Below are 13,740 nucleotides of genomic sequence, written 5' to 3' on the forward strand. Positions count from 1 at the left end.
AATTAAGATAGTTTAAGTTTGAATAGCTCTTGATTACTGTAATTAGAGAATATTTATATTCTAAAAACTACATCCAAAAAATAAGTATAAAAGACAATAATATTTATATAAATAGGAAAATGAATAAAATCTCCAGAGCATTATTAGTGTCCATTCTTATGATATTTCTAATTAGCTGCAATTCCAATATTAGAAACCTAAATATGGAAGAGTCTCCAGAAAATCTTCAATTATTTGGAGAAGATTTTATTTCAACAAAATTATACGAACGGGATATTGCAATTTCACAAGATGGAGCAGAAATTATTTATACCATAGGTGATTACAAGCAACACAAGCGTTTTCTAGCGGTAACCACGAAGACCAACGGAAAATGGAGTTCTCCAGAAATTCTAAAAATATCAGGAAAATATCAGGATATAGAACCCTTCTTAGCTCTTGATGGAGATAGGTTATATTTTGCATCTAATAGACCAATTTTCGGAAAGTTAAACAGAGATGATTATAATATTTGGTATAGTGATAGGCAAAATGGAGAATGGGCAGAACCCATTGCCTTAGATTCTATTATAAACACTAAAGGAGATGAGTTCTACCCTTCTGTAAGTGCTAATAACAATCTCTATTTTACAGCTACTAGAGCAGATGGGGTAGGCAGGGAAGATATCTTTAAAGCAATAAAGCAACAAGGTATCTATCTAAAACCAGAGCCTTTAGATTCTACTATCAACACGAAGAACTTCGAATTTAACGCGTATATAAGTCCGAAGGAAGATCTTCTCATATTTAGTTCTTTTGGAAGAGATGATGAATTTGGTGGTGGAGATCTTTATTTTAGTATAAAAGATGATAATAATAACTGGACTGAGTCCAAAAATATGGGTGCGATGATCAATTCACAGGCACTAGATTTCTGCCCTTTTATAGATTGGGAAAGGAACAACTTTTACTTTACCAGTGAAAAAAGAGCTGCAGATGGACTTGATGTAATGACTATCGAACACTTGAAAGAAGAAGGAAATAGCATCTATAATGGCTTCGGAAATATCTATAGGATCAATCTTTCTAAATTAGAATTAAACTAAACACACTTCTGAGTTTATATTGAAGTGTACTCTTAGCGCGAAATAAAATATGATGCCGGTTACATGCATCATTTAAATAGATGGTATGAAAATAATACTGGTTATTGGTGTTCTCTTTAGCGCTGCATTATTCACCTTTATTAAAACGAAGGATGACAAATTTATTTTCTTTTTACATAACAGGTTTTTGGAAGAACATGACTTAAATGAAATGCATTCAGTATACGGACGTACTCAATATTTAGAGATAATTAGTGAGTTTCAAAAGAATGGATTTAAAGTAATTAGTGAAAAAAGAACCGGCAACGTTAATGCAAGAGAATATGCAGGTGGAATAATTAAACAGATAGACAGTTTAATTTATTCGGGAACTAAACCTAATAACATAACAATAGTGGGAACTTCTAAAGGTGGTTACATTGCACAATACGTGTCTACTTTGGCTAATAACGAAGATCTGAATTATGTATTTATAGCTAGCTTTAGAAATGAAGATATTGTAAATATTCCTAATATTAACTTTTGCGGGAACATCCTTACCATATATGAAAAATCTGATGCGTTTGGAGTTTCTGCAAAGGCGAGATTAGAAAATTCTACGTGCAAAATTAAGCATTTTAAAGAAATTGAATTGAATACCGGGTTGAATCACGGTTTTCTATTTAAACCGCTTTCAGAATGGATGAAACCAACCATGCAATGGGCATGTGGAGATTATAACCTTTAATGGTTTAAATTAAAAGAGAACGGCTTTCTTCAGACAATAGTTATATTAGCTTTTTATTAAAGAATTACCAACTAGCTAGCATTACAAAAATTGGACTGGTTTGGATCAAGTCCATAACAGAACTTCTATTACTTAAGAATTAAATAAATTGAATTGAAAATCTACAGGCTTTTAATAATTGTTCTAACGCTCATACTTTGCAGTTGTGGGGGAGCAAAATATACTTACAGTTTTGAGAAAGGAAAAAACATCCACTTTAATAACGGAAAATGGATCTTAAATGAGCCTTTTACAAATTATGAGGATAGAGATGCTTACGAGTTTTCCAAAGAGGAATTTCATAAGATCTTAGGCGATTCGCTATTAGACCTTACAGAGTTGAGGAAAACTAAAATTATTAAAAAGCAGTTGCCATTAGACCCAACAAGATCAGAGCTGAAAGAGATCAAGAAATATTCGCATTGTGACTATCTAATAAATATTCATTCTGAAATTATAAAAGATGAGATGGGTTCTTCTTCCATGAGTACTCCCAATATAGGAACTGTAACAAAATATAACGACGCTAAGACAAAAATTATAATTTATGATCTTAATAAATTAGAGCTGATTTCAGAAACTACTGCATTTGGACAGGTAAAAGTAACTAAGAAAGCGGATGATGATGAGAGCGTTCTTGAGAGCCTTATAAAGTATACAACGCCAGGTAGAATTTTGGCTTTACAATCAATCAAAAAATTAATTGGTAAATACAACAAGAATAAACTAGATTAAGAAATGAAAGTAGCTATTAAGCTTATATCAAAAATAAATAAATTCTTACTTTCACTTTTGGCTTAATTCATTCAGACCTATTATAGTAAAGTGAAATTTTCTAAGAAATGACTAAATCCTACAGAATCAACTAATGAAATTATACAGTACCGTACTAGTGATCGCTTTCCTTAGCTCTATAAAAATTTATAGTCAGGCAGTTCATATTTCTGATTGTGAGGCAATGTTCAATTCAGAATCATTTAGTTTTGAAGCAGACAATTTAAAGGGTCTAGATACTAACATATCTTATATCGTAGATGAAAATTAAAAGGTTAATTTAGACACTACTCACTTTTTTGACGGCAGTAGAAGTTTACGAATAGATGGCTATCAAGAAAATGTAAAAACTTTTGCAACACTATCGCTAAAAGTTCCGCTTAAAGTTAAAAAAGGAGCTGCTATAAAGTTATCTGTTTGGGTGAAGACCCATGCACTACAAGGTGAAAACTCGGGTGCCATGTTAAGACTGATGGGGTACAATGATATTAAAGGTGCAAATCCGTCAATATTTAAATTTAATGATCAACCGTTAAAAGGTACGGTGAACTGGACTCTAGTCTCTATTGCTACAATTGCTAATGAGGATTTGAATTACCTTATTCTAAGTGGATTAATGCAAGGAAAGGGAAATGCTTGGTTTGATAATTTTAAAATAAAAATAGATGAGGAAGAAGTGAAAGAAATCTTATTCTTTAAAAATTCTTCAGAAGCCATCGAAATAGAAAAATCGCTAAGTGAGTATGTGTCACCGTTAGACCTTGAAAGTATCGAAAATGTAGGTATTTCAATTTCACAACAGAATGCAGATTGCAGAGTAATTGGCATCGGAGAAGCAACACATGGAACTAAAGAGATATTCTTATTTAAAATAGCGATAATAAAGTCTTTGATTAAAAATAATAATGTTAGAAGTATTGCATTAGAATCCTATTATGCAAATACGGAAGAACTAAACAAATATATAATTACTGGTAAAGGAGATTCAAAAAAGTTGATCGCTAATTTAAAATTCTGGAATTATTATACCGAAGATTTTTTGGCCTTTATAGAATGGTTGCAGGAATATAATAAGCAAACGGAAAAAAAAGTTTCAATAACAGGGGTCGATTCACAATCTGGAGGAAATTCACTTCAGATATTATTGGAAGAATTTAAAAATGATCCATCTACTACTGAATTTTTAAATCAATTAAATAGCGACTCGATTAAATTAACAAAAAAAATTGAGATATCTCAACGATTATTTAACCAGATCGTATCTAAAGAACAAGAGGAAAGTATATCGAACAATGCCAGAATCCTCAAAAATTCTTATTTTCTAGATCAATATAGCGGATTAGAATATTCTAAGGTTCGCGACAGTTTAATGGCTTTGAATATTGAATTAGTAGATCACAAATTAACTCCAAAAGAAAAAATAGTTTATTGGGCTCACGATCTACATATTCAGAAAAAAGCAGGATGGACGGGTGGTTTTTTAACTGAAATATTTGCAGATAATTATATAACTCTAGGATTTCTCCTAGGCAGTGGTCAATTTACCGCAATAGACAAGGAAAATGGAAAATTAGACTCCAATAATATTTTATCATTGATGAAATGCAATTCATTAGAAAGTTTAATGGATGTTTATAAATTTCCTGTTCTTCTATTTAATAATAAATCTGCCTCTAAGAATTCATATTTAAAAGATCATTTGTTCAATAAATACTTAGAAAAAAGATCTATTGGGGCTTTAGAAATCAATGAGCAGTTTAGATTGTTAGATGGAAATACCTCAAACCTGTATGACTTTTTTATTTATATTAAAAATTCAAATCCATCTAAGCTTTTAGAGAAAAAATAAGTTTGATTAAACCAAGATCATAGCAATATTAGATTGACTATACCTCCTACTTTGATATAAAGTTTGATGTTTCTACCTGTACTATTGATCTTAGTATCACTATTTATAAATTTTTGAACAGAATATTTCAATATCTAAATTAAAATAGAAAATTTTAAAAGTTTAATTTTAAGAATTCTAAATTTTAATAGATGAACGAAATAATAACTACCATCTTATTTTTAATTGCAGTAATAGATCCTTTAGGATCTGTACCCGTTTATTTGGAAGCAACCAAAGAGTTGGATCTAAAATATAGAAAGCGTGTAGCGGTAAGAGCTTCTGTAATTGCATTTCTAATATTATTCCTATTCATAGTTATTGGTCAGGTCGTTTTGGATGGCATGGAGGTTTCTTTAGATGCATTTCAAATATCGGGTGGAGTTATATTATTCTTATTTGCACTCACCATGATATTTGGAGATGGCAAACCAGAATCTGAAAAACATCTAATTAAAGATTATAAACACGTGACCATCTTTCCGGTAGCTATTCCTTCTATAGCATCTCCGGGAGCAATTATGGCGGTAGTTTTAATGACAGATAATAACATCTATAACTTTAAACAACAAGCAATTACCACCCTATTAGTTTTTATAGTGATCGCGGTAACTTGCCTTCTATTATTAATTGCAAACAGAGTGAAAGAGCGCGTAGGAGAATACGGAATTACAGTGGTTAGTAAAATAATGGGGCTAATTTTAGCTTCTTATGCTGTACAAAGTATATTAACCGGATTAAGAAGTTTTTTTGTTGTTTTAGAATAAACTCTACCTAATGAAAATAATATTTTCGACATATTAATAAACCCAAACTTTTAGTTTTTGGGAATATTGACTTTGATTCTTTTATCCGCAAGATAAAATGAGAACACAAAAAAAATAATACTCAGAATGGAATTTGGAATTATTCGATCTTTAAATAGGAATAACAGGAATATTTCCTAAATGAAAAGCTATAATAATTAAATTATTACACAATAAATCATTTAAGCGCAAATAGCACGCATTTTATTGAAAGTCAACATATTTATAACCTGATTAAGATCTGTAATTTTACAAATTTATATTGGAGCATCTACCCTACTCCTTCGCCATTAATTAAACTAAACCGTTATATTTGTTTTTCGATGCTTTTATACGATTAATTGGAGTATTTGCAGATCTAAATTGCATGATATGTAAATTCAATAAATTAGTAATAAAGACTTGATACCTATAACTTGATAATAATTATTTACTTTTCAAAGTACTTATAAAGATTGAGCAGATACTAAAACCTAATAAGGGAAATTATATCTGCTAATTATTTATTTAAAAGAAAAATCGATGAACTCTAAAACTAAGATTACGTTACTAATGCTATTTTTTATGATTGCTGGTAATGCACAATCTATAAATTCAAGCATAAAAAAGCATCTAGATCTTTTAGAGGAGAAAGACTTTTCCGGTACCATTTTAATCGCTCAAAACGATTCGATCCTCGAAGAACGAGCTTATGGATATTCTAGTATTGAATATAATATTCTAAACAACATAGATACAAAATTCAATATCGCTTCTATCACAAAACTATTCACTGCTGTAGCTACACTTCAACTATATGAACAAGGAGAATTAGAGCTAGATAAACCTATTGGTAGCTACCTACCAGATTATCCTAATAAATTAGTTAGAGATTCTGTAACCGTGCATCAATTATTAACTCACACTTCCGGCCTTAACAATTTTTATGTCTCTAGTTTAGATAATATAAACCCTCTAACTTATAATAAAATTTCAGATTTCTTACCCCTATTTGAGAACGATCCACTATTATCAAAACCTGGTGCTACTTATAATTATAGCGCTTCTGGTTATGTATTGCTAGGTTTAATAATAGAAAAGATTTCTGGAGTAAGTTATTACGATTACATTAGAAAAAATATACTCAATAGAGCTCAAATGCCAAATACTTCAGAAATAGAGGTTGATGCTATTAGAGAAAATAAGGCTAGTGGTTATACAACTATGTTTGGAGAAAATGAGATCCTTAAGAAAAATGATTATTACCTTACCAAAGCTTCTCCAGCTGGTTTTTATTATTCCACGGTTAAAGATCTGTTTTCCTTTTCAAAGGCTTTAAGAAACTTTAAATTGCTAAAAAAGAAAACCACAGAGATGATGTTCGCCCCTAAAGTTAAGGGATATAATACTTTTTTAGGATATGGAATTGATGTGGACACTAGATATAACCAGACCATTATAGGCATTACAGGCGGATGGTATGGTATTCATTGCGAAATGTTAGATTTTATGGATGATCATTATACTGTGATCATATTGTCTAATATAGATGACGGTGGCGATAAAGGTGCTTCTATAGTTGCAGACTATTTTAAGAATGTTTTATCCGATAAACCATTAGCTGATTAGAAATATCAAAAATTAACGAGATTCAAAATAAGATATCTAGCGATAAATATAGAAATCAAACTTATTTTCAGAATCTATTTTTAGCGAATTCATTTTATAAAACTAAAAAGAAAGCATATTGAAGGAACATCCCACAAAACCCGGAAAGCGAATTGACCTATTAGATATCTTTCGCGGATTTGCAATTCTTGGAATTTTTGTAGTGAACATTACCATCATGAACTCCACGTTTCTTAATCAGGATGAGTTTGCACAACAGTTTACTTCTAATATAGATTTATTCTCTGTAAAAATACTTCAGCTATTTTTTTACACTAAATTCTTTCCCATATTCTCATTACTCTTTGGATTGGGAATCTCTATGCAGGCTTTAAAAATGTATGATGATGGAAAGCTAACTTCTGTTTTTTTTATACGAAGAATGCTTATTCTATTTGCTTTTGGTGTTTGCCATATACTATTTCTATGGTCTGGAGATGTTTTAAATTTATACGCTATCCTAGGACTGTTTACTACTTTAATGATTAAAAGATCTAATACGTTTATTATCACACTTTCTATAATTTTTCTAGTATTCCCATTTTATGAAGAAGTTCTAAATTATATCTTCACCCTTATAGATTTTCAACCATCATCTTTTCTAGCCAACTATACAGGAGCATCCGTAAATCAGATCATGAACAATGGCACTTACATAGAAGGTATTAAATTAAGGACATTAGAATACCTTACTAATATCCCTATGCTATTTGGCTTCTTAGCCCCAATTGCTTGCTCTATGTTTTTGCTAGGACTTTATTTAGGTAAGATCAAGATCTATCAAACTATAGATAGCTTAATTGAGAAGATTAAGATTCCTATGTTGTTCTTGGCATTAATTACTAATATTTACCGAGTACTTTTTTTATTCGTTCTAGTAAAAAATGAGATCTTTTCTTCAGATGTCTATAGACCAATATTCATAAAGCTCATGGTTATATGCGATGTTGCAATGGGTCTATTTTACTTGTGGCTACTGGGCTGGTTATATTATAACAGGAATTGGAAGAAGATCTTATCTCCTCTAAAATATGTTGGGAGAATGGCTTTAACAAATTATATTTTACAGAGCTTTATAGGAATTATCTTATTTACTTCTATAGGATTTTCGCTTTATGAAACCATGAGTCCGTCAAAAACTTTAGTAGTGGCCTTTTTAGTTTTTATATTCCAGGTTGTGTTAAGTAAGATCTGGTTAACTTATTTTAAATTCGGACCATTAGAATGGCTCTGGAGATGCTTAACCTATGGAGAATTATTGCCAATAAAGAAAAGTAGATAGGCTTTAAATAATTAAATAATCAATAAAAATCTAGCTAATACCCTACGCTCTCATTAGATCTTAGAGGCTAAAAATTCTTAACTTCATTTGGAAATTTTTAAGCTTATATAAAATAAAGGTTGTTTTGTTTTAAAATGAAGTTGCAACTTTAGTGATTAGAACATCTAGCATTAATCATTGAATAAATTTATAAAACCTAAGTCCTGAAATCAATCTCGAGAATAAGTCCAAATACCACAATATGAAAAATAAGAAAAGTATTTGGGCTATAAGATTAGCACTGCTTATTGGTACTATAATTTCCTTTTTTTTTGTAAAATGTATGGATGGAACCATGACCAGAGTTACAAGGTAGGATAGAAAATGCGGATAAGATCTCTCTAAAAATGATGGTACAGCATAGAAGTAATATTCCTAATTTCATAGATGCTCATAACTATTGGGCTAATCTAAAAGAAAGTGATGAAGAAAAACTAGAATTATTCTACGAGCTACCTACTAATTTTGAACCAGGTGAAAATTATGAGTATTCCATTACAAATTAGTTATTGCTGGGTAGAATTATGGATAGCGTATTGGAATATGATCATTTTAAATTTATTAAATCTGATACTTCAGAACCATTTCAATTGAAAAATACCCTTGGCGCTATTAGAGATGTTTCTTTAAATGATGTTATGAGTGGCTATTTAAAGATTTAGATAAAGATCTAAAAGCAGAAGATCTGGGAAAGTTTATTAGAGCAGAAGATCTGGGAAAGTTTATTAGAGCGCTAAATGATGGTTCTGCTTTTACTGAAAAGTTGTCACGAAATATCTACTCTTCCATATATAAGTTTGAACATACAGGGCTTATACCAAGATATCAAACTATTGCTAAATATCATGAAGATTTGGATATTGTTGTAATTCAATATACAAAAACAGTTAATTTTGATGCATATAACTGGAATTTATCTGAGATCATGTATAATAGAATTATGAAGAATAGAAGAAAATGATCAATCTAACATGTGATTTGGTCTTAATAATCTTATTTTAGAGGCACATAGAACTACATTATATTAAAACTTACTGCTTACAATTTGTTATGAAAAAACTTGCGCTATTAATTCTGCTATTCAGTTTTTCTTCTCTTTGCTATTCTCAGGCAAAATTTGAAACTCCCCCTGGAACTATTTTTTTAAAAGATAGTATTTTTATTGATAGAACCCCGGTTACAAATAGGATGTTTCTGGAATATTTAACCGCTAAAAATGATCTAAGAAAAAAAGGTTTTACTTCTTTTAAAGAATATCATACAACTGAAGATAAGATCTTGAATAGATTAATAATACTATATCCTTCCTATTTAAAAAATTTAGATCGAGAAGGCAGCCTTTTAGCTAAGAAGAATTATTTTGAAAATACTAAATTTGAATATTCTCCGGTATTAAATATATCAAAAGAACAAGCCGAAGATTATTGTAACTGGAGAACGGAGATGGTTAGATATTTATGGTTAAAAAATAATATTGTTGAGAATCAAAAAATAGTATATAGATTACCTACAAAGAAAGAATTAGCCACTTCCAAGGAAATTTTTACTGAAAAGAAATTATTCAGCTTTTATGATGGTAAAGACCCTTCAAGATTTAAACCTTATAGCAATCAAGATAATTTTGCACTATTCAACATCTCAGAATATACCAGTTCAGAAAATGTATATGGAGAGAATTGGAGAAGTGTGACCCCATTAGAATTCCCAAATGACGTAACAGGTTTTAGATGTGCTTGTGAAAGTTATTAAATGCAAAAAGACCTCAACCTAAAAGACAATGGAAGCGACTAAAAACTATAGGAATTGAAAGAGGCTAAAAACTCATTCACCAACTGGTCTAGCTGTACCGAATGTCAGGGTCGTGGTAAAAAAAGTCAACGAATCCGAAAGAAAGTAAAGCTTCGCTATCTCAGAGAGTTAGATCAATTTGAACAAATGGAGCATAAGAGTAAAGCTCCTATAAAACCGAAGGGACATTTGTATACGTGTCCAATTTGTAAAGGAACAGGACTCCTCGCCGCTTCTAATCCACCTTTACCAGATTACGTTAATCTCCCTCAGGTAGCTATTATCGGCGGTGGTATTGGTGGTATTGCCCTTGCCGTGGCATGCCTTCATAGAGGTATTCCATTTACAATTTTTGAACGTGATGCTAATTTTGAAGCTCGTTCTCAAGGGTATGGACTTACGTTGCAACAGGCAAGTAAAGCTATTAAAGCCTTAGGAATAAAAACATTGGAAGAGGGCGTAGTTTCTACAAAACATGTGGTACATACACCAGAAGGCACTGTTGTAGGTGAATGGGGAGTTAGAAAATGGCTAAATAATAATGAGAAGATTCCTTCTAAACACTCTAACATACACATCGCAAGACAAGCATTAAGAGCTGCGCTCTTACATCAACTTAATGATCATGCAAACGTGCAATGGAATCATAAGCTTATAGATATTAAGAGTAATGAAGAGAAAAATATAGACCTCTTTTTTCAAGTTGATGGCGAAGAAAAAAAGTTGCAAGCAGATATTGTTGTTGGCGCAGATGGGATTCGGAGTACTGTGAGAAAGGCGTTACTGGGAGAAGAATCTTATCCATTGAGATATCTAGACTGTATCGTAATTTTAGGTATTTGTGATCTAAAACAAATAGCACCTCATCCTTTACTAGATGGTGAAACAGTTTTTCAAACTGCCAATGGAACTGAACGTATCTATATGATGCCTTTTTCTAAAGACGCTATAATGTGGCAGCTTAGTTTTCCTATGAAAGAAGAAGATGCAAAAAAATTGAGTGCCAAAGGTGCCCAAGCTCTTAAAGAGGAAGCTTTAATAAAAACTCAATGGCATGAGCCAATTCCGCAGATCATTAATAATACTGCTACAGAAAAAATTTCAGGCTATCCTGTGTATGACAGAGATCTTATAAAACAAGAAGATCTTAAAGAATTAAATAAAGTTACTTTAATAGGTGATGCTGCTCACCCTATGAGTCCATTTAAAGGCCAAGGAGCCAATCAGGCGCTTTTAGACGCACTTTCGCTAGCTAGAGAGATAGCTAGAGGATGTAGTTCTATAGTGCACTGGAAAAAAGATGGCGTAAGGGAAAATGCTCTCAATACGTTTGAACAAGAAATGTTAGCTCGTAGTAGTTCTAAAGTGAAAGATTCTGCAAAAGCCGCAAAATTTTTACATTCTGACGTTGCGTTACATCAAAGTAATGCTCCTCGGGGAAATTTTTTTAAAGAGGATTAACTCTCTTATAATCATATTATTATACTTAAATTTAATGAGTTAGTAGCAAATAATGAATGCCTCTCTTGAGATTTGCTGTTCTTGAAATAGTTTTAAAATGAAAAAAAGATTAAAATGGATAGCTTTAGCACTTGTATTATTAGGTGTTGTTATATATTTATTTACTTCCATTGGAGCCTCTAAAATAGCAACAGATCTTGTCCAGGCTTATGCAGATCCAAATCTTTACCAGAATGCCATTATCAAAGTAAATGCTAATGAGACTGTACAAACTAAACTTGGGATTATAGAACCTATAGAAAAGATGACTATTATCAATGGGGACGTGCACTACACCAATGATAATAGTACAGTTCAAACAACGATTAAAGTTATAGGTAGTAAAGGGAAAGGTAAGATGGATATAGAGGCCAATTGGAAGGACGATTCGTGGATCTATAATAAGATTAATATAAGACTAACAGACGCCGCCAATACAAAAGAAACTATTGTTATAGTTCCTTAACATTCATATGTTTCTGAATTAATAGAACACAATAGATAAATAAAATATTGCATTAAAAATTCAAAGATGGATTTGTCCGGTTAATGATTTATGCTATTATACATCAACTCGTAAAACATTCATTTGAAAAAGTTCCTATCATAGGAATATTTTAATCTAAAGGATTCTGAAATTTGGCATTTAATTCCTCCACTATCAATTCTATCTTTTTATTCCTTTCCACTTTCTCTAAAACGATGGCTGGGGCTTGTCTTACTGCACAATCTGCAATGGCGCAACGCTCACAAGTTACTCCTACTTCTCTATTTTTGATACCCTCATCACCTAAAAACTTTAGTCTTCGCTCCAATTGCTTATTAATTAAAAGACCTATACTTATACTTCTAAATTGATCTTTTCTGAATGGATCTTTGGTAGCACAAGAAAACACCAAGTATTTGGTATCATGACTAGGATAATTGGAAATCTGAATGTCAAATTCATGAGAACTATTACTTAGACTAATATCTTTTAAAACCTTTAGAGATACCCAGCGTCTACAATAATGTTCATTGGTTTCATTAGCACGTGGAGAATGTTGATGACTTAGATGAAGTTCTTTATTAAGGTAATACTTATCGCTATTTGCTTTGTGAGAAATGCGCAAAAAGAATAAATTCTTGAAATTAAAAGATTTTGGTAGAATATTGGTTAAGCGTTGATAGAAAGATTCTGGAGACGCATTAAATCTGCCTATCATACTTAAGAATTGGGATTTATCAAAGGTTTCTTTTTCAAATATGGATTCCAGTTGAGTAGTCAATTCGTCCTTAGGTATCACCATGGCACCCGCAAAATAGGAAGCATAGAAATTATTAAGAACCTGATCGAATCGATTAAATTTTATCCACGGAAAGGTGTGTAATCTATCTTCTATCTCCAAATAATTATAAGCAATTTCTTTTGCATATATAAAAGTTCGCTGAGCCTCGTCTATCTCATTGGCTAGTAATAAAGTTTTTGTGTTTGGTACAAATACAGATCTTAAATTACCTAAAGCTTCATGCTTGCTAATTTCATTATAATTAATGCTATATCCATATTCTTCAATTAGAATTTCTTCAAGATCATTTGCAGTAAGCTTTCTATTAAGATTTACTTGATAAGCCTTGGAGAATTTTAGAACCTGCTGCTCCAGATCATCAAAATAATTATTGTTAGCCTCTTGGAAAGAACGTACAGAAGCCAGAAAGAAACTCTCTCTGCTAAAGTTATAATGCTTTGCGATTTCTATAATAGTACTTATAAAAGAATTCACCTTCGCAGGAGCATTAGATACAATATCTATAAGGTTACTTTCTTTAATTCCGAAGAGTTCTAGCGGGATCTCTTTTAATATTTTAGACTGTAATAGTTCGCCTATGGGAGCTAAATTCTTATCTAACTTTAATGATACCATTTGGTCATAGGGTACTTCAAGCTTATCAGATAGAGTTGCAATCTTATCTGGTTTAGGATATTTTTTACCGTTCTCTATCTCATTCAAATAAGATTTTGAAAGACCGGAGAGTTTTGATAATCCAAATAATGATAAATTCTTTTCTGTTCTTATCTGCTTTAGCTTCAATCCAAATATAAGCTTTATATAATCTTCTTCCATAGAACAAATATAAACTAATTTGCGAATAGTGGTAATTAGTGAATATTTACATTTAGCGAA

General features: G+C 31.3%; 15 protein-coding genes. 14 read left to right on the plus strand and 1 reads right to left on the minus strand.

The genetic code is table 11. The features are described 5' to 3' along the window. Window positions 1–119 precede the first annotated feature (119 nt). From P163_RS17110 to P163_RS17160, 14 genes are all read left to right on the plus strand, one after another. Complete coding sequence (locus tag P163_RS17110) at window positions 120–1,085, plus strand: PD40 domain-containing protein (RefSeq protein ID WP_034894816.1); 966 nt, start codon at window positions 120–122, stop codon at window positions 1,083–1,085. Window positions 1,086–1,170: 85 nt separating this feature from the next. After that, window positions 1,171–1,812, plus strand: coding sequence for a hypothetical protein (locus P163_RS17115; RefSeq protein WP_034894819.1), 642 nt, complete (start codon window positions 1,171–1,173; stop codon window positions 1,810–1,812). 153 nt (window positions 1,813–1,965) lie between these two features. Further along, window positions 1,966–2,586 carry a hypothetical protein gene (locus tag P163_RS17120; protein WP_034894822.1) on the plus strand — a complete coding sequence of 207 codons (621 nt, stop codon included), beginning with the start codon at window positions 1,966–1,968 and terminating at the stop codon, window positions 2,584–2,586. Between the two features lie 133 nt (window positions 2,587–2,719). Beyond that, window positions 2,720–2,896 (plus strand): hypothetical protein, encoded by a 177-nt coding sequence (locus tag P163_RS18385; RefSeq protein WP_156100747.1) that lies wholly within the window; start codon window positions 2,720–2,722, stop codon window positions 2,894–2,896. A 150-nt stretch (window positions 2,897–3,046) separates the two neighbouring features. Beyond that, the gene (locus tag P163_RS17125; RefSeq protein ID WP_156100748.1) at window positions 3,047–4,474 is read left to right on the plus strand and encodes an erythromycin esterase family protein; all 1,428 of its coding nucleotides are present in this window, start codon (window positions 3,047–3,049) and stop codon (window positions 4,472–4,474) included. 191 nt (window positions 4,475–4,665) lie between these two features. Next, window positions 4,666–5,280, plus strand: coding sequence for a MarC family protein (locus tag P163_RS17130; RefSeq protein WP_034894828.1), 615 nt, complete (start codon window positions 4,666–4,668; stop codon window positions 5,278–5,280). A gap of 561 nt (window positions 5,281–5,841) precedes the next feature. Then, window positions 5,842–6,927: a serine hydrolase domain-containing protein gene (locus tag P163_RS17135; RefSeq protein WP_034894831.1), complete on the plus strand. Its 1,086-nt coding sequence runs from the start codon at window positions 5,842–5,844 to the stop codon at window positions 6,925–6,927. 118 nt (window positions 6,928–7,045) lie between these two features. Next, window positions 7,046–8,248, plus strand: coding sequence for a DUF418 domain-containing protein (locus P163_RS17140; protein ID WP_034894834.1), 1,203 nt, complete (start codon window positions 7,046–7,048; stop codon window positions 8,246–8,248). A 386-nt stretch (window positions 8,249–8,634) separates the two neighbouring features. Continuing rightward, the gene (locus P163_RS18390; RefSeq protein WP_156100749.1) at window positions 8,635–8,793 is read left to right on the plus strand and encodes a hypothetical protein; all 159 of its coding nucleotides are present in this window, start codon (window positions 8,635–8,637) and stop codon (window positions 8,791–8,793) included. An 18-nt stretch (window positions 8,794–8,811) separates the two neighbouring features. Next, window positions 8,812–8,949: a hypothetical protein gene (locus tag P163_RS18395; RefSeq protein WP_156100750.1), complete on the plus strand. Its 138-nt coding sequence runs from the start codon at window positions 8,812–8,814 to the stop codon at window positions 8,947–8,949. 101 nt (window positions 8,950–9,050) lie between these two features. Then, window positions 9,051–9,248, plus strand: a complete 198-nt coding sequence (locus tag P163_RS18400; protein ID WP_156100751.1) for a hypothetical protein — start codon at window positions 9,051–9,053, stop codon at window positions 9,246–9,248. Window positions 9,249–9,337: 89 nt separating this feature from the next. Next, a complete protein-coding gene (locus P163_RS17150) occupies window positions 9,338–10,036 on the plus strand; it encodes an SUMF1/EgtB/PvdO family nonheme iron enzyme (protein WP_034894836.1) in 699 nt (232 codons plus the stop codon). A gap of 54 nt (window positions 10,037–10,090) precedes the next feature. Continuing rightward, window positions 10,091–11,536 (plus strand): FAD-dependent oxidoreductase, encoded by a 1,446-nt coding sequence (locus P163_RS17155; RefSeq protein ID WP_034894839.1) that lies wholly within the window; start codon window positions 10,091–10,093, stop codon window positions 11,534–11,536. A gap of 97 nt (window positions 11,537–11,633) precedes the next feature. Then, on the plus strand, window positions 11,634–12,041 hold the full coding sequence (locus P163_RS17160) for a cytochrome c oxidase assembly factor Coa1 family protein (protein ID WP_034894843.1): 408 nt from the start codon (window positions 11,634–11,636) through the stop codon (window positions 12,039–12,041). Window positions 12,042–12,192: 151 nt separating this feature from the next. Here the strand turns inward: P163_RS17160 and P163_RS17165 are convergent, their stop codons facing one another. Continuing rightward, complete coding sequence (locus P163_RS17165) at window positions 12,193–13,680, minus strand: helix-turn-helix domain-containing protein (RefSeq protein WP_034894847.1); 1,488 nt, start codon at window positions 13,678–13,680, stop codon at window positions 12,193–12,195. Window positions 13,681–13,740: the final 60 nt, after the last annotated feature.

It is taken from the genome of Gillisia sp. Hel_I_29, from assembly GCF_000744275.1.
GTDB lineage: Bacteria > Bacteroidota > Bacteroidia > Flavobacteriales > Flavobacteriaceae > Gillisia.

Excerpts from the sequence above, each read along its gene's own strand:
- P163_RS18395 (WP_156100750.1), top strand. The coding sequence starts at position 8,812 with ATGGATAGCGTATTGGAATATGATCATTTTAAATTTATTAAATCTGAT.
- P163_RS17165 (WP_034894847.1), bottom strand. The coding sequence starts at position 13,680 with ATGGAAGAAGATTATATAAAGCTTATATTTGGATTGAAGCTAAAGCAG.
- P163_RS17160 (WP_034894843.1), top strand. The coding sequence starts at position 11,634 with ATGAAAAAAAGATTAAAATGGATAGCTTTAGCACTTGTATTATTAGGT.
- P163_RS17130 (WP_034894828.1), top strand. The coding sequence starts at position 4,666 with ATGAACGAAATAATAACTACCATCTTATTTTTAATTGCAGTAATAGAT.
- P163_RS18390 (WP_156100749.1), top strand. The coding sequence starts at position 8,635 with ATGATGGTACAGCATAGAAGTAATATTCCTAATTTCATAGATGCTCAT.
- P163_RS17135 (WP_034894831.1), top strand. The coding sequence starts at position 5,842 with ATGAACTCTAAAACTAAGATTACGTTACTAATGCTATTTTTTATGATT.
- P163_RS17150 (WP_034894836.1), top strand. The coding sequence starts at position 9,338 with ATGAAAAAACTTGCGCTATTAATTCTGCTATTCAGTTTTTCTTCTCTT.
- P163_RS17110 (WP_034894816.1), top strand. The coding sequence starts at position 120 with ATGAATAAAATCTCCAGAGCATTATTAGTGTCCATTCTTATGATATTT.
- P163_RS17115 (WP_034894819.1), top strand. The coding sequence starts at position 1,171 with ATGAAAATAATACTGGTTATTGGTGTTCTCTTTAGCGCTGCATTATTC.
- P163_RS18385 (WP_156100747.1), top strand. The coding sequence starts at position 2,720 with ATGAAATTATACAGTACCGTACTAGTGATCGCTTTCCTTAGCTCTATA.